This is a genomic window from Mycobacterium numidiamassiliense, from assembly GCF_900157365.1.
Lineage (GTDB): Bacteria > Actinomycetota > Actinomycetes > Mycobacteriales > Mycobacteriaceae > Mycobacterium > Mycobacterium numidiamassiliense.
In genome coordinates, this window is the sequence record NZ_FUEZ01000004.1 from 3,697,692 (window position 1) to 3,718,904 (window position 21,213).

The following is a 21,213-nucleotide window of genomic DNA, read 5'->3' on the forward strand; positions in this document are numbered from 1 at the left end:
GATCATAAGTGATTCGCTTCGGTGAACTGAACGCGCTTGGGTGACGCGGCGGCGGCTTAACCAGCCAGGACCGGCAGTTGGCCGCTCAGCGACTCTTCGTCCTCGGCGACCGGAGCCGGGCCCACGGTGCGCCCGCTCCTGCGCTGGACGATTTTGTACGCCACAAACGCTCCCAGGGCACCGGCCACCGGTGCGGCGGCCATGGTCCCCCAGTGGTGGGCCAGGACCAGGAACCCGAAGCCCGAGGAGCCCACCAGCATCAGCATCCGCGCCTGCGTCCAGTGGATCGGCTGCCGGAAACGGGCGGAGACCAGCACGCCCAGGATCACGGCGACGGTGTGTCCCGCGTCGGTGAAGTCGGCGCCCATGACCGCGCAGGTCAGGCCCACTGATATCCACCAACCGACCCACGCCGGGCGCCAGGGAGCCGGAATCGCCGCCGTCATCGCCCCGATCACCGCGAGAGCGCCGTAGCTCATCCCCACATCACTGGCCCGGGTGATCGACGTCGGCAGCCAGCCGACCTCGACTTCCGTGGCCAGCGCGGCGGCCACCACCAGCGTCGCCCCGATGTGGCCGACGAGGAACGCCAGGAACAGCCGCATGGTGCGCAAGTGCAGCTCCGCGAGGACGAGCAGGCAGGTCAGGAACGGCAGCCAGAAGTAGAGCGGTCCGGCGTCGACGACGAAGGCACTGCCCAACAGCGTGCCGATGTGGCCGTGCGCAAGGTTGTGCAGGTTGGTGCTGGCGCGCTGGACGAGGATGTCGTGCGCGTGGGGGCCGAGCACCAGGATGGCGCAGCTCACGGCAAGCAGCACTGCGACGTAGCCGACAGTGAATTGAACCCGGGCAAGCCGGGAAAGGAGTCCCCCAAACATTGACTCCATTATGACGGCTAAATTGTTTCGCCTTTGTGATCGGAGACTGTCAACTCGTTAAGAGTATTCGAGACGATATATCGCCAAGTCGGCCGGAACGCCGGATGCCTTGGGTGAAAACATGGGTTTACGTGCGCGTTTAGCGACGACGCCCATCGCGTCAAGTTCGCTTTGCGGTATCAAATCCAGAGTTTGGCCCGAAATCATCACCCCGCCTTTTGTGGCACGCTCCATGACGCGCGCGGCAATGTTGACGTCCACGCCGAGCCAGTCGGCGGCCAACCGCTGCGGGTGCCCGGTGTGGATGCCCACCCGCATTCGCGGTCGATAGCCCCCCACGTCGACGGATCTCAGAGCCTCCTTGGCGGCCAGTACGGCCCGCACCGCGACGGTCGGATTGCGGAACACCGCCATGATTCCGTCGCCCATCCGCTTGACGATGTGCCCTCCGGCGTCGAGCAGCGGCGGTTCGACGGCCCGTGCCACCTGCCGCAGCAGCACCAGCGTCGCATCGTCGCCGGCCTGCAGCGACCAGGCCGAAAAGTCGACCAGGTCGGTGAAGACCAACGTCACCTCGGGGTTTGCCGGCCGCCGGGCGACGGCCTCGCTCAGCGCCTGCCACACCTGCAGCACGCTCAGACTGACCTCGCGCGATGCCGCGTTGCGGTCCCCCAGCAGCCGGTCGGCGGCGCGCGCGGCAGCGCGGGGACCGCCGTCGCCCGCGGTCGACAGCGGATCGCCAAATTCGGGGTCGCCGGGCAGCAGCCGTCGGGCCCGGCGGATGAACGACACCACGCCCGGGCTGTGATTGGTTGTGCGCCACCAATGAGCCGCGTTGTTCAGGGACATCGCGGGACGCCGTCCCGAAGTGGAAGCTGAGGCAGGGTGCGCCACGGTAGTCACCGATTCCGATTCCATTTCGAGGGGCTCGCCCGGATCCGGATCGCGAGGCGCGGGTTCCACGTCGCCAGCGTAGGTAGATTCGGCTGACCCGGGCAACGACGCTCCCCGCAGTGTGTCCCATGTCGCAACGAACCTCGTGATCACGCCGTCGGCACACCGATGTGGAATCTCGATAACACTGTCGGCGCCAGGCGCCGAATTCGTAGACAACGTGCGTTGTCAAAGTTATCGTGAGGCCAGTGAGTAGGAGGAGGTCGAAATGACTGCCGCATCGACTCCAGCCGCTGAACCGCTCGGGCCAGATTCACTGACCTGGAAGTACTTTGGCGATCTGCGCACCGGGATGATGGGGGTCTGGATCGGCGCGATCCAGAACATGTATCCCGAACTCGGCGCGGGTGTCGAGGAGCATTCGATCCTGCTGCGCGAGCCGTTGCAACGGGTAGCCCGGTCGGTGTACCCGATCATGGGCGTGGTCTACGACGGCGACCGCGCGGCACATACCGGTCAGGAGATCAAGCACTACCACGACTCCATCAAGGGGACTGACACCACGGGGCGGCGCTATCACGCGCTGAACCCCGAGACGTTCTACTGGGCGCACGCCACCTTCTTCATGCTCGTCGTCAAGGTGGCCGAGTACTTCTGCGGCGGCTTGACCGAGGCCGAGAAACGCCAGCTTTTCGACGAGCACGTGCAGTGGTACCGGATGTACGGGATGAGCATGCGGCCGGTGCCCAAATCGTGGGCGGAGTTTCAGGATTACTGGGAACGGGTCTGCCGCGACGAACTGGAGATCAACCAGGCCACCCTGGACATCTTCGAGATGCGCATCCCCAAGCCCAAGTTCGTCTTGATGCCGACGCCGATCTGGGATCAGTTGTTCAAACCGCTGGTGGCGGGCCAGCGCTGGATCGCGGCCGGGCTGTTCGAGCCCGCGGTCCGGGAGAAGGCGGGGATGCGCTGGACACCCGGCGACGAGGTGGTGTTGCGGCTGTTCGGCAAGATGGTCGAGCTGGCCTTCCTGGCCGTCCCCGACGAAATCCGCTTGCACCCACGCGCGCTGGCCGCCTACCGACGCGCCGAGGGACGCGAGCCCGCGGACGCGCCGCTGGTGCAGGCGCCGGCCTTCACCGCACCGCCGCGTGACCGCCGCGGGCTGCCGATGCACTACTTCCCGCCCAGCAAGTCGCTGTTCGAGCGCGCCGGGTCGCTGATGCACACCACGCTCTCGCTGGCCGGTCTGCGGCCCGCCCGGGGCCGCAGCCGCACGGCCGCGTGAAGGCTAGGAGCTGCTGAGCACTCCCAGCGCCTGCGCGCTCTGGTAGAGGCAGATCGCCGCGGCCGCAGCCACATTCAGGCTCTCGGCGCCCCCGGACATCGGGATGCGCACGCGATGGTCCGCCCGCTCGGCGATCTCCGCCGCCAGGCCGTGGGATTCGGGGCCGAAGAGCCACGCCGTCGGCGTGGCAAGCAGCGCGCCGGCGCCGTCGAGACGCAGCTCGCCGTCCACCGTCGTCGCGAGGGCCTGCAACCCGGCGGCCCGCAGCGCATCCAGGGCCGCGTCGACGTCGGGCGCGGCGACGACCGGGATCGCGAAGATGCTGCCGGTGGATGCGCGCAGGCATTTGCCGTTGTAGGGGTCGACGCTGTGCCCGGCCAGAATCACCGCCGACGCGCCCATCGCATCGGCAATGCGGATGAGCGTCCCCGCATTCCCGGGCTCGCTGATCTCGACGGCAACCGCAACCAACCGGGGCGACCCCGCCAGCACATCGTCCAGCCGGGTCGAGGGCATCTCGCACACCGCCACCAACCCCGCTGGAGTGACGGTGTCGGACAACGCCTTTGCCGCGCGCTCGGTCACCAGATGGACCGAATCCTGCTGTCGCGCTTCTAAAGACGCCAACAACGACGCGTGCCGACTCGCAGCGAGTTCGGTGACGAACACCTCGCGGACCAGTCCGCGCACCGAAGCGGCCTCAACCAGATTCGGGCCTTCGGCCAGGAACCGCCCCGACCGCCGACGGCCCACATGGCGATGCAATTTGGCCGCCGCGGCCACCCTGGCCGAGCGCTCGGTGAGCATCAAAAGCCCGCGCTAGGCGGCTTCTCCCGAGGGAGCGTTGACGTCCTTGGGCAGCGCCGCGCGCGCGACATCGACCAGCGCGGTGAACGCCGGCGGGTCGGTGATCGCGATGTCGGCCAAGTTCTTTCGGTCGACGTCGACACCGGCCAGCTTCAGGCCCTGGATCAGGCGGTTGTACGTGATGTCGTTGGCGCGTGCGGCCGCGTTGATCCGCGAGATCCACAACTTGCGGAACTCCCCCTTGCGGGCACGGCGATCGCGGTAGGCGTAGCCCAGCGAATGCAGTTGCTGCTCTTTGGCTTTGCGGTAGAGCCTGGATCGCTGGCCGCGATAGCCCTTCGAGGCCGTCAGGACGCTGCGCCTCTTCTTGTGGGCGTTGACCGCCCGCTTTACGCGTGCCATGGATGTTCCTTAATCTCGTTCAGGCAGTAAGTAGTTCGTTAGGTCTAGTGCGGGCGCCGGTTGGGCGGCCCGCCGCTGGGCCTACTTCGGGTCAGCCGTTCAGTAATGCGTTGACGCGCTTGGTGTCGTTGGCCGACACCACGGTGCGGCCGTCCAGTCGCCGGGTTCGTTTGGTCGCTTTGTGCTCGAGCAGGTGCCGACGATTCGCCTTCTGACGGACGATCTTTCCGGTTCCGGTGCGACGGAACCGCTTCGACGCCCCGCTGTGGGTCTTTGCCTTGGGCATATTTCCTCTTAGTTCTGTTCTGGTCAGGTCGGTGAAGGGTCGGTATCGCCGGCGGCATCCGAATCGTGTTCCGGAGCGGATCCCGATTGCTCGGGGTGCTGAGCCCTGGCTCGAGTCTTCGCGCCGCGATGCGGTGCCAGCACCATCGTCATGTTGCGGCCGTCCTGCTTGGCTGACGTTTCGACGAATCCGTATTCGGCGACGTCGGTGCCAAGCCGCTGCAAGAGCCGGTAACCCAATTCGGGTCTTGACTGCTCGCGACCGCGGAACATGATCGTGACCTTGACCTTGGATCCGGCCTGCAGGAAGCGGATCACGTGGCCCTTCTTGGTCAGGTAGTCATGGTCGTCGATCTTCGGCCGCAGCTTCTGCTCTTTGACAACGGTCTGCTGCTGGTTCTTGCGGGACTCGCGCTCCTTCTGCGCCGTCTCGTACTTGAACTTGCCGTAGTCCATGATCTTGCAGACCGGCGGTTTGGCGAGCGGGGCAACTTCTACAAGGTCGAGATCGGCGTCCGCGGCCACGCGGAGTGCGTCTTCGATCCGCACGATGCCTACCTGTTCCCCTCCCGGGCCGATTAATCGGACTTCAGGTACGCGAATGCGCTCGTTGACGCGGGTCTCAGTGCTGATGGGGCCTCCCTATGTGGTCTTCCAGTTCTGACCAACACGGGCAATCGCCGGGGTCAGCAAGAGAAACACACACCATCAGCAAGAAAAGCCCTGCAGAAGCAGGGCCCAATGCCGACCGATCGCGGCTCAACGCCGCCCGCGTCATGCGCGGAACAGACACCCGAAAGTGCCTCTGACCGGACCGCTGCGCCTTGAGATAATTTCGTGGCTAGCGGTGGGAGTGGGACTCCACTTAACTGTCCCTGGCTTTCGCCGGGATGGTCGCGGGAACAAGTTTAGCAGCCCCGGGCCGTCTTCCAGCACTTCAGCTGCTGGAGGGCTCGCGCACGGGATCCTGGCCTGCGGTACCGGGCCGCCGGGGCGCGCACAAATAGTCTTTGCAACTCTTGCGCTTCGTCAGGCATTTCCAGGTTTTGAGGAATATCCTCGCGGTCTGTGACACTCGCAACGCCTCGCTCGGGATCTCGCTCAGGAGGCCGGCCGAGCTCCCGGTATCGCTGGGTACCGGCGGCGGCCGGCTGGATCGTTGGCGTCATCGCGACGGTGTCATTGCTGGCCAGTGTGTCCCCACTGATCCGGTGGGTGATCAAGGGACCGCGCGAATTCATCAACAGCTATCTGTTCAACTTCCCCGACACCAGCATCGCGTGGTCGTTCGTGCTGGGGTTGCTGGCCGCCGCGCTGACCGCCCGCAAACGCGTTGCCTGGTGGATATTGCTCGGCTACATGGTCTTGGCGGCGTTCCGCAATGCCGCAGACATCGCCGCGGCCGACCAGGACACCCCGGCCGAGTCCTTCGGCGAGAACCTCGGGTTCGCGCTGCACGTCGTGGTTTTCGTCCTGTTGCTGTTGAGCTATCGGCAGTTCTGGGCCAAAGTGCGCAGGGCCGCGCTGGTCAAAGCGGCCGCGGTGTTGGTCGTCGGAGATCTGATCGGAATCCTGTTGTCCTGGGGTCTGGTTCAACTGTTCCCGGGATCGCTTGCGCGACAAGACCGCCTGCCCTATGTCGCCAACCGGGTGGTCGGGTTCGCCCTCGCCGATCCCGATCTGTTCACCGGCAAGCCGCACGTGTTGCTCAACGCGATCTTCGGCTTGTTCGGCGCGCTGGCGTTGATCGCGGCGACGATCGTGCTGTTTCAGTCGCAACGGGCCGACAACGCGTTGACCGGTGAGGACGAGTCGGCCATCCGCGGCCTGCTCGAGCTGTGGGGCAAGAACGACTCGCTGGGTTACTTCGCCACCCGTCGCGACAAGTCGGTGGTGTTCGCCCACAGCGGCCGGGCTGCCATCACCTTCCGGGTCGAGGTCGGCGTCTGCCTGGCCAGCGGCGACCCGGTAGGTGACCCCAGGGCGTGGTCGCAGGCGGTCGACGCCTGGTTGGGGTTGTGCAAGAGCTACGGCTGGGCGCCCGGTGTGATGGGCGCCAGTACCCAAGGGGCCCGGGTCTATCGCGAACGCGGCCTCAACGCGCTCGAGCTGGGCGACGAGGCGATCTTGCGGACCTCCGACTTCAGGCTGTCGGGCTCCGACATGCGCGGGGTGCGCCAGGCCGTGACCCGTGCGCGCAGGGCAGGTCTGACGGTACGCATCCGGCGGCACCGCGACATCTCCCCCGACGATATGGCCGACGTCCTTTCGCGCGCCAATGCCTGGCGCGACAGCCATTCCGAGCGCGGGTTTTCCATGGCGCTGGGTCGGCTCGGCGACCCAGCGGACGGGGATTGCCTCTTGGTGGAGGCGGTAGACCGAGACAACGAAGTCGTCGCGATGCTGTCGTTGGTCCCCTGGGGGAACACGGGCGTCTCCCTGGATTTGATGCGTCGCTCTCCGCAGTCTCCCAACGGCACCATCGAGCTCATGGTCAGCGAGCTGGCCCTGAACGCCGAACGCATTGGCATCATTCGCATTTCGCTGAACTTCGCCATGTTCCGGTCGGCGTTCGAGCAGGGCGCCCAACTCGGTGCCGGTCCGATTGCCCGGCTGTGGCGCGGGCTGTTGTTGTTCTTTTCCCGCTGGTGGCAGCTGGAGACGCTGTATCGCTCGAACATGAAGTATCAACCCGAGTGGGAGCCGCGCTACGCCTGCTACGAAGACGCGCGATTGATTCCCCGGGTTGGGGTGGCCTCGGCCATGGCCGAGGGTTTCCTGATCCTGCCGTTCAGCCGCCGTGACAAAGTGCATACCGGTCATCACCCGGCCGTGCCGGAGCGGCTGGCCGAATCCGGGCTGCTGAACCCGGATGGCAGTACGCCGGACGTCAGCGGACTGCTGCGGGCCCGCGACGCCAGCGAAGAGGAGATGAGATCTCGTCTGCCCGAACAGGTTCGGGTGCGGATGACCAAGCTACGGTCGCTGCAGCACACCGGGATCGACGCCTACCCGGTGGGTTCTCCGCCCAGTCATACCGTCGCGCAGGCGATCGACGCGGACGACCAGGACACCATCACGGTGGCCGGCCGGATCCTGCGCATACGCGACTTCGGCGGTGTTCTTTTCGCCCAGCTGCGGGACTGGTCCGGCGAAGTTCAAGTGCTGCTGGAGAAATCGCGCCTGGAGGCGGGCCGGACCGCGGATTTCCACGCGGCCATCGATCTCGGTGACCTGATCGAGGTGACCGGGAACATGGGCTTCAGCAAAAACGGCACCCGCTCGTTGGTGGTGCGCGACTGGCGAATGATCGGTAAGTGCCTGCGGCCGTTGCCGAATAAGTGGAATGGGCTCACCGACCCGGAGGCGCGGCTGCGCAGCCGCTACGTCGACCTGGCAGTCAACAACGAGTCGCGTCAGCTCATGGCGGCGCGCAGCAGCGTCCTTCGCTCGGTGCGGGAAACGTTGTTCGCCAGGGGATTCATCGAGGTGGAAACCCCGATCCTGCAGCAGATCCACGGCGGGGCCGCGGCCAGGCCGTTCGTCACCCACATCAACGCCTACGACTTGGACCTCTACCTGCGCATCGCACCGGAGCTTTATCTGAAACGGTTGTGCGTCGGCGGCGTGGAGCGCGTCTTCGAACTGGGCCGGGCCTTCCGCAACGAGGGTGTCGACTTCAGCCACAACCCCGAGTTCACCTTGTTGGAGGCCTACCAGGCCCACGCGGATTACAAGGTGTGGATCGACGGCTGTCGCGAGCTGATCCAGAACGCGGCCGAAGCCGCCAACGGCACGCAGACCGTGATGCGGCCCCGCGCCGCCGGCGGAGCAGGCGGGCACGATGCCCGACTCGAACCGGTCGACATCTCTGGTATCTGGCCGGTGAAGACCGTCCACAACGCGGTATCCGAAGCGCTGGGCGAACACATCGACACCGCCACGTCGCTCACGGTGCTCCGCAGGTTGTCGGAGGCCGTGCACATCCCCTACCGCGACCACTGGGACACCGGGGCGATCGTGTTGGAGCTCTACGAGCACCTCGTCGAAGGCCAGACCCAGCATCCGACGTTCTACATAGACTTCCCGACCTCCGTCTCGCCGTTGACCCGCCAGCACCGCAGCGAGCCGGGCGTCGCCGAACGGTGGGACCTGGTGGCGTGGGGCGTCGAACTGGGGACCGCCTACAGCGAACTGACCGATCCGGTGGAGCAGCGGCGCCGTCTGCAGGAGCAGTCGCTGCTGGCCGCCGGCGGTGATCCCGAGGCGATGGAGCTCGACGAAGACTTTCTGCAAGCCATGGAATACGCGATGCCGCCCACCGGCGGGCTGGGGATGGGCGTCGATCGGGTCGTCATGCTCATAACCGGCCGCAGCATCCGCGAGACACTGCCGTTTCCGCTGGCCAAGCCCCATTAATCCGCGGCCGGAAAATCGGGCGACATCGGCCAAATATGTTCCAGATTTGTTAATAATCCCTCACAATGGTTCGCGTGACAGCACCGACGCTCACTGCGCTGACGCAGTCGTGGGCGAGTGGCCACACCGCACTGATGCACGGCTGGGTGCCCATCTGCGTTCAGGTCGGCACCGGGATCGTGCTGGCAGTGGCCATCGGCTGGCGCTCGCCGCGGTGGCGACAGGTGTGGCTGCCGGTGGCCGTCCTGGTCGGCGGTGGCGCGGGCTACGGCGCGCACTGGTACGTCGTCGACCGCGGCCTGTCCGACGAGCCGGCGCCGTTTTCGTTGTGGCTGTGGATCGCGCTCACCGGGCTGGCCGCAGCGGTGCTGATCGTCGGCTGGCGCAGCGCACGCCGCTGGCGGCGCGCGACGTCCGCGGCGGCCATACCGCTCTGCCTGCTCTGCGCAGCGTTGGTGCTCAACTCGTGGATCGGCTATTTCCCGACGGTTGAGTCTGCGTGGGGTCAGTTCACCTCGGGCCCGCTGCCCGATCAGACCGACCGGGCCACCGTGACAGCGATGGCCGCCAAGGGAACCCGGCCAGCGCACGGCAGTGTGGTACCGGTCGTGATTCCCTCGGCCGCATCACATTTCAAGCACCGCGGCGAACTGGTCTACCTGCCGCCCGAATGGTTCACCAGCAGTCCGCCGCCGCCGCTGCCGACCGTGATGATGATCGGCGGGCAGTTCAACACACCCGCGGACTGGACCCGCGCCGGCAACGCGATCGGGACGATCGACAGTTTTGCCGCCGCGCACGACGGCAAGGCTCCCGTCTTGGTGTTCGTGGACTCTGGCGGGACTTTCAACAACGACACCGAATGCGTCAACGGCACACGCGGAAATGCGGCCGATCATCTGACGAAAGACGTTGTCCCCTATATGGTCTCAGCGTTCGGCGTGAGCGCCGACCAGTCAAACTGGGGCGTCGCCGGCTGGTCGATGGGCGGTACCTGCGCGGTGGACCTGGCCGTCATGCATCCGGACAAGTTCAGCGCGTTCCTCGACGTCGCCGGTGATTACTTCCCGAATACCGGGAGCAAGCCGCAGACCATCGCCCGACTGTTCGGCGGACACGCCGACGCCTGGGCGGCATTCGACCCGAGCACGGTGATCGACCGGCACGGCCACTACAACCAGGTGGCCGGCTGGTTCGCGATCTCGTCGGAGACCCCGGCGGTACAACGCCATGATTACGCCATCACGGACACCGGGTCGATGCTTCTGGCCGGTCGTCAGGCCGCGGCCAATCCGAGCAATCAGACTGCGGCGGCCTATTCACTGTGCGCGCGTGGCCGCGCCAACGGCATCGACTGCGCGGTGGTCCCCCAGTCCGGCAAGCACGACTGGCCGTTCGCCGGCCGGGTTTTCGCGGCGGCGCTGCCCTGGCTGGCCGGTGCGCTCGGCACCCCGGGGATCGTGCGGATTCCGTTGCCCGACATGCCCTCTCGCCCTGCACCGACCGGTACGACGGTGATGCCGGCGGAGCATTCCAGGTAACCGCTCGCGCTGGCCGGAGTAGCGTAACCACATGCCCGACGAACCCGACACTTCCGCGACCCCCGCAGGTGACCCCGGATACGACAGCGCGGGTGTGCCGACCTTCGAATCGGTCCGCGAGAAGATCGAGGCTCGATACGGAACCGCAATTGGCGCGGCGGAACTCGATGCCGAGAGCGGAGAGGGACGCAGCGTCGAGGAGCAATACGAGGAGCGCCAGCACGCGGCGGCGGAGCGTTTGGCGCAGATCCGCGAGTCGATGCGCTCCGACGAGAGCTAACTGCCCGAGCCGCCGCTAACCGGTCGACCTGGTCACATCGTTTCGCCGCAGGTGGTCGCGTCGTGTACCGTTGGATCAATCGCTTGCATCACAAGTTGTTGATGCCTGCGGCGTCGTAGATGCCCTACCGGGCTCCGAATGCAGATGTAACTTCATCCGCACAGGCTTTTTTACGGCGATCGATATTGCCCACCGGCAATCTCGCCACCTAGTGCCGTATGTCTCCGTATGAAACCCGGAGCACTGCACATCCCAATCTGAAAGCACAACTACATGACTATGCAGCAAACCTTCGCCGATCTCGGCGTCGGCAAACCGATGATCGACGTGCTCGCCGCAGGCGGAATCGTCGATCCCTTCCCCATCCAGCTTGCGACATTGCCCGACACCCTCGCCGGGCGAGACGCCCTTGGCCGCGGAAAGACCGGCAGCGGCAAGACACTCGCCTTTTGCATCCCGCTGGTGCACCGGCTGGCCCACACCCGAAAGACCGCGCAGCCTAGGGGCTTAATCCTGGCTCCCACTCGCGAATTGGCCTCCCAGATCGGCGCCGTCCTGGAGCCGCTGGCGGCTGCCCACAACCTGAAGGTCACCACGATCTACGGCGGTGTGCCGCAATCGCGTCAAGTGGCTGCTCTGCGGTCGGGTGTCGACATCGTCGTCGCGTGCCCCGGCCGTTTAGAGGATCTGATGAAGCAGCGCGTTGTCAGGCTCGATTCCATCGAGGTAACCGTGCTCGACGAGGCCGACCACATGGCCGACCTCGGCTTCCTACCCGCGGTCACGCGGATTCTGACCGCGACCCCAAGCGGCGGCCATCGGATGTTGTTCTCCGCGACCCTCGACAATGACGTCGACAAGCTGGTCAAGCGATTCCTGCGGGATCCGGTCACGCACTCGGTCGACTCAGCCGACTCGCCCGTGCCCGCGATGACTCACCACGTCTTCCATGTCGCGGGGGTCGAGGCCAAAAGGGAGCTGGTGCACCTCCTCGCCTCCGGCACCGGTCGGCGGCTGTTGTTCATGCGTACCAAGCACCAGGCCCGCAAGCTTGCCAAACAGCTCACCGAATCCGGAGTTCCGTCGGTTGACTTGCACGGCAACCTTTCTCAGCCAGCACGCGATCGTAACCTCGCGGCCTTCACGACCGGCAAGGCGCGAGTGCTCGTGGCCACCGACATCGCCGCCCGCGGCGTGCACGTCGATTCCGTGGAACTCGTCGTCCATGTGGACCCCCCGGCCGACTACAAGACTTACCTGCACCGCTCCGGCCGCACGGCGCGCGCCGGCAGCGCGGGCAACGTCGTCACCGTCGCGCTTCCCGAACAACGCAGAGAACTTCAGGCAATGATGCGCAAAGCGAATATCGACGTGCGCCCCCAGCAAGTCGCCGCCGACTCGCCACCGGTGCAAGAACTCGTCGGTGAACTCGCGCCTTACCAAGCTCCCGCTCCACAGGCCGAGCGGTCAGCCCAGTCCACCGACTCCAGGGCCCACCGATCGCAGCAAGGCCGATCCGCAACGGCGCGGAACCGCAAACGCGTTGGGGCAGGCCGTGTCCCGGTCGCCGTCACCGCCGACCGTGCGGGCCACAAGGGCGCGTCACATCGTCGGACCGGCGGCCACCAGAGGGCCAACTGAACCAAAACCGGCCCCGCCCGAAGACACATCGCCACGCGATCTTTCGTCTCGCGCATGTCTGAAACCCTAGATTTACCAAGGTCTTTAGGCACCAAGTCATTATTTTCACTATTTGTGTTACGGTTAACCACGGATGTATCAATTACATCCACTTTGAAAAAAGGAAATTCAGTATGACGCAGGGAACTGTGAAATGGTTCAACTCCGAAAAAGGTTTCGGATTTATCGCCCCTGACGGCGGCGCGAAGGATGTCTTCGTCCACCATTCCGAGATCCAATCGAACGGCTTTCGCACGCTTGAGGAGAACCAGCGAGTCCAGTTCGAGATCACCCAGGGACCCAAAGGTCCGCAGGCGGTCGGAGTAACCGCCGTCTAGCGGCTTAGCACGAAAAACCCTGGGGCTGACCCATGCCGTCCCGCCGACCGGCGTGACGAGGTCATTGGTCTGCCCCGGGGTTCGAGCATTCGTCGGGCGACATGCAGGGAATCCGCCCGACGATTGCAGTTCTCCCCCTTGATGGCGGCGGCCCTCCCCCTTGATGGCGGCGGCCCCCTGGCGGACGATGACCGGATGCTCCCGATGAAGATGGCGCACGCACGATGACCGAAACCGGAACTCCCCGCGTCGCGGTCTATCTCGACTTCGACAACATCGTGATCTCCCGATACGACCAGGTCCACGGCCGCAACTCGTTTCAGAAAGACAAGACTAAAGGGCTGGACAAAGACCGGCTGCAGTCGGCCACCGTCGACGTCGGCGCCATCATCGACTTCGCCTCGTCATTCGGCACACTGGTACTCACTCGCGCCTATGCGGACTGGTCCGCCGACGTCAACGCCGCATACCACGGCCAACTCGTCGGCCGCGCGGTCGATCTGGTTCAACTGTTTCCGGCGGCCGCGTACGGTAAGAACGGCGCCGACATCCGGCTGGCCGTCGACGCGGTCGAGGACATGTTCCGGTTGCCCGACCTGACCCACGTGGTGATTGTCGGCGGCGATTCGGACTACATCGCATTGGCCCAACGGTGCAAGCGTCTGGGCCGCTATGTGGTGGGGATCGGTGTGGCCGGTGCCAGCAGCCGCTCCCTGGCCGCGGCGTGCGACGAGTTTGTCACCTACGATGCGCTGCCCGGGATACCCACTGCCATAACGGAATCGGCCGAACCTAAGAAACGCCGCCCGAGCACCCCCGAGTCTGATGATTCGCCGGCCGATGCACAGGTCGCCGCCACCGGCTTACTCGAACGCGCGCTGCGCATCAGCCAGGACAAGGACGACACGGAGTGGCTGCACAACTCAGCGGTCAAAGCCCAGATGAAGCGAATGGACCCGTCGTTCAGCGAGAAGGCCTTGGGCTTCAAATCGTTCAGCGACTTCCTGCGGTCCCGTAGCGATCTCGTCGATCTCGACGAAACCAGCACGACGCGTTTGGTGCGACTGCACAGCGACAGCCCATAAATCGATTGTTGACCGGTGCCGTCGATCGGAGGATCCTCAATGCGATCAGGGGACAGACCCCGGACGGCCGACTCGGTCGGCCAACCACGACGGCCCGGGAGCGTGATGAGTTCCGAACATGCAACAGAACGGGTGCCGTTGTCGGAAATCCGGGAGGGCGACATGCTCCAAAACCCGAAGTCCGGCAACTGGATCAAGATCACGAACACGTATTCAACCGAGGACGGCGCGGTAGCCAAGGCCCATCGGGTCTACTACGGCGACGGGGGCGAAGAGATCGATTCCCGGCACGTCACGGGTCTGGTCACCCGCCAAGTGCGGGAGTAAACGCCAATACAGATCGGATCACTTTGTGGCACAGTCCTTTTCAGGCCGAACGCCGACCATCGAGGTCGAGGATTGCCGTCGCTAATCCGCGTCGCTTCACGCCCGGGACGTGCGATCGCATCGGCGTGTTCCCGAACCTGTGCTCGGACGCGGTCTCTGGCGCGTTGTCGGAGGTGGCGGTAAGAAATCGGTCCGGCAGCGCCAGTTTGCAAATCGTGCGCACGGTGAGCAGGAACTGGCGATGCAACGGACCGGTCGTGTACGGCAGGTCGTAGGTGCGGCACAACGCGCGTACCCGCTCGGCGATTTCGGGATACCGATTACTCGGCAAGTCAGGGAACATGTGGTGTTCGATCTGATAGCAGAGACTTCCGCTCATGAAGCGCATCATCGGGCCGGCCCGGAAGTTCGCGGTACCCAGCATCTGCCGCAGATACCACTCGGGCTTCGTCTCTGCCACCAGGACTGACGGGTTGAACTTTTCCGCACCGTCGGTGAAGTGACCGCAAACGATGACGGCGTACGCCCACACATTGCGCAGACCGTTGGCAACCACATTCGCGGCGAGTGTGCGCCACCACCGCCGGCGGCTCAGCGCGGGAAAAAGCACATAGTCCTTCGCGACCTGCCGGGCGATCTTGCGCCGCAGCGCCGACGTGTGCATGGCCTTGCGTGCGCTCGTCGTCTCGCGCTCCTGCACCGAGTACAGGCAATGCAGTGCGACGCCCCACTCGAACAACAGCGCCAGCAGCAGCGCCCGGAACGGCTGTATCAAGGCACCGGGACGCCACTCCTCGTCTCGGGTCACTCGCAGGATGCCGAAACCGAGGTCGTCGTCTACCCCGACAACGTTGGCAAAGACATGGTGCTTGTAGTTGTGCGAGTTCTGCCATTGAGACGTGAGACCGGCCATGTCCCACTCCCAAGTCGTGGAGTGGATTTCCGGGTCGTTCATCCAATCCCATTGACCGTGGCTGATGTTGTGGCCGAGTTCCATGTTCTCGATGCACTTGGCCGCGGCCAGGGCGGCGGTTCCGGCGGCCCAGCCGAACTTACCCTTGCTTCGGCCGATGACCAGCCTCGCCGCTAGCTCGAAGGCTCGGTGAAATGCGATGGCACGCTTGATATATGCCCGGTCGTCGGCTCCGCGCGAAAACTCGATGTCGCAACGGATCGCATCCAGCGCAGCCCCGAACTCCTCGAGGTCCGTGTCGCTCAGATGTGCATACGCAGGAACATCAGTGATGGCCATTGACGCTCAACGCCATTCGCGCGCAAGGGCACGGGGCGTTGGCGCGGCAATGCACAGTCGAGAAAGGCTTGCAGGCCGCAGCATCCTAGGTAAGTCCGATCTTGTTGGGTGGTTCGTTGCGCGCGCGAGACAAGAATTGGGCGCGAAGTCAGATGGGCGAAATTATCTCAATCGGCACAGCAGAACTGTGGGGCCGGAGCACCTCTAGACAGCGGCGAGGCGATGCGCAGCACAAGATCGCCCCAGGAACGTACTGTTCCTGAACACGGCCGACCCGTTTTGTTGGGCACCTGCCTTACCCCCTAGGCGTTGCTTGATCCCTGAGGCTACATGAGCCGCGAGATACGCGGGTATGCGCATGATGGCGGCTGGCCCGAAACAATGTTCCCGCGCAGCGGGTGTCCCGGCTTACGCTGACTACAAGAGCGAGCCGAGGGGGCGCTAGTGCGGCAGCTGAGCTGGACCGACGACATGATGTTGCGGGCGGAGACACCGACGACGCCACTTCAGATACAGCTGCTGCTGATCTATGACCCGTCGACGGCGCCGGGCGGCAAGGTGACGTTTAAGGGGATCCTGGAGGAACTCGACGCCCGGCTACACCTCGCTGAGGTCTTCCGGCGGCGGCTGACCGAGCTGCCCGGCGGCATGCCGATGCCCTACTGGGTGGACGACCCGAACTTCGATCTGGAATATCACGTCCGGCACATCGGGCTACCTCAGCCGGGTGACTGGCGACAACTGTGTATCCAGATCGCCCGGCTGCATGCCCGACAGATCGACCTGCGACGTCCGCCGTGGGAAATCACCGTCATCGAGGGCCTCAATGCGGTGACCGGGATACCGAAGGGCTCGTTCGCCATGGCGTTGAAACTGCACCACTGTGCTGTCGACGGGATGGCGAGCGTGCAGATGATCGCGGCATTGCACGACCTCGCCGCGGACAGCCCCCGACCCGCCGGACCCGACAGCCCCTGGCAGCCCGGCCCGCTTCCCTCGACCGTGGAATTGCTCTCGCGCGCAACGATCAACGCGATGCTGCACCCATTTCGGTCGACAGCCGTTCTCGCCGCTAGTGCCCCCGCGGCGGTCCGCGGCTTGGCCGGTCTGCCGGGCAAGCTGATCGGAGGTGTTGCGAGCAGGGTCGCGCGCGGCGATGTTCCGTCATTTCCGCCGAAGACGCGTTTCAACCACACGGTGTCGCCACACCGTGTCTTCGAGGCCCGGTTCCACGATCTCGCCGATTTCAAAAGGATCAAGGCCAGCGTCCCCGGCGCGACGATCAACGACGTCGCCCTTGCCTACGTCGGCGGCGCGCTTCGCGCGTACCTGGACGGCCACGGCGAGTTACCCGACGATTCGCTCGTCGCGGCCTGCCCGATGTCGGTGCGCAAGGCCGGCGACACGACGAGCAAGGGCAACGACCTATTCGGCCGGCTGCAAACGCTCGGAACCGACATCGCCGATCCGCTCAAACGGCTGGCCGTCATCGCGGAATCGACCGCGGGAAGCCGCGCCGACGCGGAATCGCCCGCGACGACCCAGCTCCTGGAATTGATTGGCACCGTGCCGACCGCACTGCTCGGGATGACGGCGAAGGCTGCGAGCGCGCTTCCGTTCTCGGGCCCGACGATCGCCAACACCATCGTCACCAACGTGCCGGGGCCCACCGAACCGCTCTTCTTCAGCGGCGCCCGGCTGGTTCGCGTTGCCGGTCTGGGGCCGCTGGTGGCCGGTTTGAATCTGATACATGTCGTTGCCAGCTACAACGGAACGTTGTCGATCAGCGCGACCGCGGATCGCGGCGCTCTCCCCGACCCGGGCAAGTATGCCGAATGCATGGACAGGTCTTTTCAGGAACTGCTTGCGGCCGTTGACTGAGCGCCGGCCTCAGGCCGTGGCCTTGCGCCGCCGGCCTCAGGCCGTGGCCTTGCGCCGCCGGCTCGACCGCTGCGGCGCGGCGGCACGGCCGACCACCTCGGCGAGAAATTTCCCGGTGTAGCTTTCCGGCACCGCCGCGACGTCTTCGGGAGTGCCTTCGGCGACAATGGTTCCACCGCCGGCCCCGCCCTCTGGCCCCATGTCGACAATCCAGTCCGATGTCTTGATGACGTCCAGGTTGTGCTCGATCACGACGACCGTATTGCCTTTGTCCACAAGGCCGTTGATCACGCTGAGCAGCTTGCGGATGTCATCGAAGTGCAGGCCTGTGGTGGGCTCGTCGAGGATGTAGATGGTGCGCCCGGTCGAACGCTTCTGCAATTCGGCGGCCAGCTTGACCCGTTGCGCCTCACCACCCGACAGCGTCGGGGCGGGCTGGCCCAGCCGGACATACCCCAGTCCGACGTCGACCAGCGTGCGCAGGTAGCGGTGAATGCCGCTGATCGGTTCGAAGAACTCGCACGCTTCCTCGATCGACATGTCCAGCACTTCGGAGATGGTCTTGCCCTTGTAGTGCACCTCGAGGGTTTCCCGGTTGTACCGGGCGCCCTGACACACCTCGCACGGCACATACACGTCGGGTAGGAAGTTCATCTCGATCTTGATGGTGCCGTCGCCCGTGCACGCCTCGCAGCGACCGCCCTTGACATTGAACGAGAACCGACCCGGTTGGTAGCCGCGGACTTTCGCCTCGGTGGTGGCCGCGAACAGGGTACGGATCTTGTCGAACACCCCGGTGTAAGTCGCGGGATTGGATCGGGGTGTGCGGCCGATCGGCGACTGGTCGACCCGAACCAGCTTGTCCAGGTGATCCAGCCCGGTGACCCGGGTGTGCCGGCCCGGGACCTGCCTGGCGCCGTTGAGGCGGTTGGCCAGCACGGCCGCCAGGATGTCGTTGACCAGAGTCGATTTTCCGGAACCGGAGACACCGGTCACCGAGGTCAGCACGCCGAGCGGAAACGACACGTCGATGCCGCGCAAATTGTGTTCGCGGGCCCCGACGACCGTGAGCTGACGCTTGCGGTCTGTCGGACGGCGCAGCGCGGGGGCCTCGATGCGCTCCCTGCCCGACAGGTAGGCGCCGGTGATCGAATCCTTGTTGGTCAGCAGGTCGCTGTACGTTCCGCTGTGCACGATCTGGCCGCCGTGCTCGCCGGCGCCCGGGCCGATGTCGACGACCCAGTCGGCGTGCGCGATGGTGTCCTCGTCATGCTCGACGACGATCAGCGTATTTCCCAAATCCTTTAAGCGCGTGAGTGTTTCAATGAGACGACGGTTGTCGCGCTGATGCAGGCCGATAGACGGTTCGTCGAGCACGTAGAGTACCCCGACCAGACCTGAGCCGATCTGGGTGGCCAGCCGGATGCGCTGGGCCTCACCACCGGACAGCGTGGCCGCCGCACGGGACAGGGACAGGTACTCCAGCCCGACGTCGAGAAGAAAGCCCAGCCGCGACTGGATTTCCTTGAGCACCTGCCCGGCGATCGCCTGCTCGCGCGAACCGAGGGTGAGGGCGTTGAGGAAATCGGCGCAATCCGAGATGGACAGCTCACAGACCTCGGCGATCGATTTCGCGCCCCGCTCCCCGGCGGCCAGCGTCACCGCCAGAATCTCGGGCTTCAGCCGGGTCCCCTCACATACCGGACAGGGGATGTCGCGCATGAATCCTTCGTAGCGTTCCTTCATCTGCTCGGATTCGGTCTGCTCCATCTTGCGTTCCAGGAACGCCAGCACGCCTTCGAAATCGGCGTAGTACGAACGGGTTCGGCCATACCGGTTGCGGTAGCGCACATGGACCTGGTGGTCCGATCCTTCGAGGATCGCCTTGCGGGCCTTGGCCGGTAGCTTGCGCCACGGCGTGTCAACGTCGAATCCCAGCTCCTCGCCGAGCCCGGCCATCATCCGGGTGAAGTACTCCGCGGTGTGGCCGGCCGACCACGGCGCCACCGCGCCCTCGGCCAGCGTGCGATCCGGGTCGGGCACCACCAGATCGGGGTCGACCTCTTTGCGGATTCCCAAGCCGACGCATTCCGGACACGCGCCGTACGGCGAGTTGAACGAGAACGAGCGGGGTTCTAAGTCGTCGACGGCCAGCGGATGTCCGTTGGGACAGGCCAGCTTCTCGGAGAATCGCTGCTCGCGGGCGTGGTCGTGCTCGTCGCGCTCGTCGGGGAACTCCAGCACGACGATGCCATCGGCGAGATTCAGCGCGGTTTCCACCGAGTCGGTGAGCCGCTGCTTGGCGGCGACCTTGACGGTGAGGCGATCCACCACCACTTCGATGTCGTGCTTCTCCTGCTTCTTCAGCTTCGGCGGGTCGGCCAGGGGATGCACGACGCCGTCGACGCGCACCCGGCTGTATCCCTGCGCGTTGAGCTTGTCGAAGAGATCGGCGAATTCGCCCTTGCGGGTGCGCACCACCGGGGCGAGCACCAGAAATCGGGTGCCCTCCGGCATCGCCAGCACCTGATCCACGATCTGCTGGGGCGTCTGACGCGCGATCCGCTCACCACAGATGGGGCAATGCGGTGTGCCCGCGCGCGCGTAGAGCAATCGCAGGTAGTCGTACACCTCGGTGATGGTGCCGACCGTCGATCGCGGGTTGCGGTTCGTCGACTTCTGGTCGATGGACACGGCCGGGGAAAGGCCCTCGATGAAGTCGACGTCCGGTTTGTCCATCTGCCCCAGGAATTGGCGGGCGTAGGCCGACAGCGATTCGACGTAGCGCCGCTGGCCCTCGGCGAAAATGGTGTCGAACGCCAGTGACGACTTACCCGATCCGGACAGCCCGGTGAAGACGATCAACGCGTCGCGCGGCAGGTCGAGGTCGACGCCGCGCAGGTTGTGCTCACGGGCACCTTTGACGATCAGGCGGTCAGCCACGCTGCCTCTCTCACTGAAACTCTTATTCGCCTCGCGACGGTGATTGCGCACGGCGCATTCCATGCTAGGTGCCCCCACCGACAAGGCGCCCATCCCCGGCCGGGGACCAAGTAGCGTGAGCGTTGTGACCTGCGCCGGCGACGATGATGCCGGCGCCCCCAGGATTGAGGAGTGGCGCTCATGACTGTCGTGGACGACAACTACACCGGACACGTCGACGCTGGTACTGCCGCCCGCCGCACCTTGCCAGGGGTCACCATCCTCAAGGCGTCAGTCGGCCCTATGGACAACAACGCGTACCTGGTCACATGTTCCGCGACCGGAGAAACACTTCTGATCGACGCCGCCAACGACGCCGACGTCCTCATCGACCTGGCCCGCCAGTACGCGCCGAAGGTGTCGCTGATCGTGACCAGCCATCAGCATTTCGACCATTGGCAGGCACTGGAGGCCGTCGCCGAGGCCACCGGTGCCCCGACCGCCGCGCATGAAATCGACGCCGAACCGCTTCCGGTCAAACCGGACCGGCTGCTGGCGGGCGGCGACACCGTGCGGATCGGCGAGCTCACCTTAGACGTCATCCACTTGCGCGGGCACACACCCGGATCCGTCGCGCTGGCACTCGACGGGCCCGCAACCGGCGGGGTCACCCAGTTGTTCACCGGTGACTGCCTCTTCCCGGGCGGCGTTGGAAAGACTTGGCAGCCAGGCGATTTCACACAACTGATCGATGACGTCAGCACCCGGATTTTCGACGTGTACCCGGACTCGACCGTGGTCTACCCCGGCCACGGCGACGACACCGTGCTGGGCGACGAACGCCCCAACCTCGACGAGTGGCGCAAGCGCGGCTGGTAGGCCCGCACATCACCGGCGGAACCCGCTTTGATGTGCACGTTGATCGCCTAGG

General features: G+C 65.2%; 18 protein-coding genes. 10 read left to right on the forward strand and 8 right to left on the reverse strand.

The features are described from left to right. Positions 1 to 56: 56 nt before the first annotated feature. Both MNAB215_RS25800 and MNAB215_RS25805 read right to left on the reverse strand, forming a co-directional pair. Positions 57 to 878 (reverse strand): rhomboid-like protein, encoded by an 822-nt coding sequence (locus tag MNAB215_RS25800; protein WP_077081299.1) that lies wholly within the window; start codon positions 876 to 878, stop codon positions 57 to 59. A gap of 57 nt (positions 879 to 935) precedes the next feature. Continuing rightward, complete coding sequence (locus MNAB215_RS25805) at positions 936 to 1,796, reverse strand: adenylate/guanylate cyclase domain-containing protein (protein WP_281253364.1); 861 nt, start codon at positions 1,794 to 1,796, stop codon at positions 936 to 938. A 244-nt stretch (positions 1,797 to 2,040) separates the two neighbouring features. Here MNAB215_RS25805 and MNAB215_RS25810 point away from each other — a divergent pair, with 244 nt between their 5' ends. After that, positions 2,041 to 3,063, forward strand: coding sequence for an oxygenase MpaB family protein (locus MNAB215_RS25810; RefSeq protein ID WP_077081300.1), 1,023 nt, complete (start codon positions 2,041 to 2,043; stop codon positions 3,061 to 3,063). A gap of 3 nt (positions 3,064 to 3,066) precedes the next feature. On the opposite strand, the gene MNAB215_RS25815 is transcribed toward MNAB215_RS25810, so the two are convergent. The 4 genes from MNAB215_RS25815 to infC form a co-directional block, all read right to left on the reverse strand. Then, positions 3,067 to 3,870 carry a TrmH family RNA methyltransferase gene (locus MNAB215_RS25815; RefSeq protein ID WP_077081301.1) on the reverse strand — a complete coding sequence of 268 codons (804 nt, stop codon included), beginning with the start codon at positions 3,868 to 3,870 and terminating at the stop codon, positions 3,067 to 3,069. 12 nt (positions 3,871 to 3,882) lie between these two features. Next, entirely contained in the window at positions 3,883 to 4,272 is a 390-nt protein-coding gene (gene rplT, locus MNAB215_RS25820) for a 50S ribosomal protein L20 (protein ID WP_077081302.1), read from the reverse strand. A 91-nt stretch (positions 4,273 to 4,363) separates the two neighbouring features. Further along, positions 4,364 to 4,558, reverse strand: a complete 195-nt coding sequence (rpmI, locus tag MNAB215_RS25825; RefSeq protein ID WP_077081303.1) for a 50S ribosomal protein L35 — start codon at positions 4,556 to 4,558, stop codon at positions 4,364 to 4,366. A 23-nt stretch (positions 4,559 to 4,581) separates the two neighbouring features. Then, on the reverse strand, positions 4,582 to 5,190 hold the full coding sequence (infC, locus tag MNAB215_RS25830; RefSeq protein ID WP_077081304.1) for a translation initiation factor IF-3: 609 nt from the start codon (positions 5,188 to 5,190) through the stop codon (positions 4,582 to 4,584). A 435-nt stretch (positions 5,191 to 5,625) separates the two neighbouring features. Between infC and lysX the strand changes: the two genes are divergently transcribed. The 7 genes from lysX to MNAB215_RS25865 all read left to right on the forward strand — a co-directional run bounded on the left by lysX (position 5,626) and on the right by MNAB215_RS25865 (position 14,227). Next, entirely contained in the window at positions 5,626 to 8,976 is a 3,351-nt protein-coding gene (lysX, locus tag MNAB215_RS25835) for a bifunctional lysylphosphatidylglycerol synthetase/lysine--tRNA ligase LysX (protein ID WP_077081305.1), read from the forward strand. Between the two features lie 65 nt (positions 8,977 to 9,041). After that, positions 9,042 to 10,517, forward strand: coding sequence for an alpha/beta hydrolase (locus MNAB215_RS25840; protein WP_217348948.1), 1,476 nt, complete (start codon positions 9,042 to 9,044; stop codon positions 10,515 to 10,517). Positions 10,518 to 10,548: 31 nt separating this feature from the next. Beyond that, positions 10,549 to 10,797 carry a PspA/IM30 family protein gene (locus MNAB215_RS25845; protein WP_077081306.1) on the forward strand — a complete coding sequence of 83 codons (249 nt, stop codon included), beginning with the start codon at positions 10,549 to 10,551 and terminating at the stop codon, positions 10,795 to 10,797. 273 nt (positions 10,798 to 11,070) lie between these two features. After that, entirely contained in the window at positions 11,071 to 12,438 is a 1,368-nt protein-coding gene (locus MNAB215_RS25850; RefSeq protein ID WP_077081307.1) for a DEAD/DEAH box helicase, read from the forward strand. 173 nt (positions 12,439 to 12,611) lie between these two features. Continuing rightward, positions 12,612 to 12,815, forward strand: a complete 204-nt coding sequence (locus MNAB215_RS25855) for a cold-shock protein (RefSeq protein ID WP_077081308.1) — start codon at positions 12,612 to 12,614, stop codon at positions 12,813 to 12,815. A gap of 224 nt (positions 12,816 to 13,039) precedes the next feature. Continuing rightward, positions 13,040 to 13,900, forward strand: a complete 861-nt coding sequence (locus MNAB215_RS25860) for an NYN domain-containing protein (protein WP_077081309.1) — start codon at positions 13,040 to 13,042, stop codon at positions 13,898 to 13,900. Positions 13,901 to 14,005: 105 nt separating this feature from the next. Beyond that, positions 14,006 to 14,227, forward strand: a complete 222-nt coding sequence (locus MNAB215_RS25865; RefSeq protein ID WP_077081310.1) for a hypothetical protein — start codon at positions 14,006 to 14,008, stop codon at positions 14,225 to 14,227. Between the two features lie 40 nt (positions 14,228 to 14,267). Here MNAB215_RS25865 and MNAB215_RS25870 read toward each other — a convergent pair whose 3' ends face one another. After that, entirely contained in the window at positions 14,268 to 15,479 is a 1,212-nt protein-coding gene (locus MNAB215_RS25870; protein WP_077081311.1) for a fatty acid desaturase family protein, read from the reverse strand. A gap of 444 nt (positions 15,480 to 15,923) precedes the next feature. Between MNAB215_RS25870 and MNAB215_RS25875 the strand changes: the two genes are divergently transcribed. Continuing rightward, the gene (locus tag MNAB215_RS25875; RefSeq protein ID WP_077081312.1) at positions 15,924 to 17,360 is read left to right on the forward strand and encodes a WS/DGAT/MGAT family O-acyltransferase; all 1,437 of its coding nucleotides are present in this window, start codon (positions 15,924 to 15,926) and stop codon (positions 17,358 to 17,360) included. 36 nt (positions 17,361 to 17,396) lie between these two features. Here the strand turns inward: MNAB215_RS25875 and uvrA are convergent, their stop codons facing one another. Beyond that, positions 17,397 to 20,303, reverse strand: a complete 2,907-nt coding sequence (gene uvrA / locus MNAB215_RS25880) for an excinuclease ABC subunit UvrA (RefSeq protein WP_077082344.1) — start codon at positions 20,301 to 20,303, stop codon at positions 17,397 to 17,399. A gap of 180 nt (positions 20,304 to 20,483) precedes the next feature. On the opposite strand from uvrA, the gene MNAB215_RS25885 reads away from it, so the two are divergent. Continuing rightward, complete coding sequence (locus MNAB215_RS25885) at positions 20,484 to 21,161, forward strand: MBL fold metallo-hydrolase (protein WP_077082345.1); 678 nt, start codon at positions 20,484 to 20,486, stop codon at positions 21,159 to 21,161. The last annotated feature ends 52 nt before the right edge of the window (positions 21,162 to 21,213 follow it).

What these genes read in the sequence shown, in the direction of transcription:
- MNAB215_RS25800 (WP_077081299.1), bottom strand. Translation starts at nt 878, where the DNA reads ATGTTTGGGGGACTCCTTTCCCGGCTTGCCCGGGTTCAATTCACTGTC.
- MNAB215_RS25805 (WP_281253364.1), bottom strand. Translation starts at nt 1,796, where the DNA reads ATGGAATCGGAATCGGTGACTACCGTGGCGCACCCTGCCTCAGCTTCC.
- MNAB215_RS25810 (WP_077081300.1), top strand. Translation starts at nt 2,041, where the DNA reads ATGACTGCCGCATCGACTCCAGCCGCTGAACCGCTCGGGCCAGATTCA.
- MNAB215_RS25815 (WP_077081301.1), bottom strand. Translation starts at nt 3,870, where the DNA reads ATGCTCACCGAGCGCTCGGCCAGGGTGGCCGCGGCGGCCAAATTGCAT.
- rplT (WP_077081302.1), bottom strand. Translation starts at nt 4,272, where the DNA reads ATGGCACGCGTAAAGCGGGCGGTCAACGCCCACAAGAAGAGGCGCAGC.
- rpmI (WP_077081303.1), bottom strand. Translation starts at nt 4,558, where the DNA reads ATGCCCAAGGCAAAGACCCACAGCGGGGCGTCGAAGCGGTTCCGTCGC.
- MNAB215_RS25840 (WP_217348948.1), top strand. Translation starts at nt 9,042, where the DNA reads ATGGTTCGCGTGACAGCACCGACGCTCACTGCGCTGACGCAGTCGTGG.
- MNAB215_RS25845 (WP_077081306.1), top strand. Translation starts at nt 10,549, where the DNA reads ATGCCCGACGAACCCGACACTTCCGCGACCCCCGCAGGTGACCCCGGA.
- MNAB215_RS25850 (WP_077081307.1), top strand. Translation starts at nt 11,071, where the DNA reads ATGACTATGCAGCAAACCTTCGCCGATCTCGGCGTCGGCAAACCGATG.
- MNAB215_RS25855 (WP_077081308.1), top strand. Translation starts at nt 12,612, where the DNA reads ATGACGCAGGGAACTGTGAAATGGTTCAACTCCGAAAAAGGTTTCGGA.
- MNAB215_RS25860 (WP_077081309.1), top strand. Translation starts at nt 13,040, where the DNA reads ATGACCGAAACCGGAACTCCCCGCGTCGCGGTCTATCTCGACTTCGAC.
- MNAB215_RS25865 (WP_077081310.1), top strand. Translation starts at nt 14,006, where the DNA reads ATGAGTTCCGAACATGCAACAGAACGGGTGCCGTTGTCGGAAATCCGG.
- MNAB215_RS25870 (WP_077081311.1), bottom strand. Translation starts at nt 15,479, where the DNA reads ATGGCCATCACTGATGTTCCTGCGTATGCACATCTGAGCGACACGGAC.
- MNAB215_RS25885 (WP_077082345.1), top strand. Translation starts at nt 20,484, where the DNA reads ATGACTGTCGTGGACGACAACTACACCGGACACGTCGACGCTGGTACT.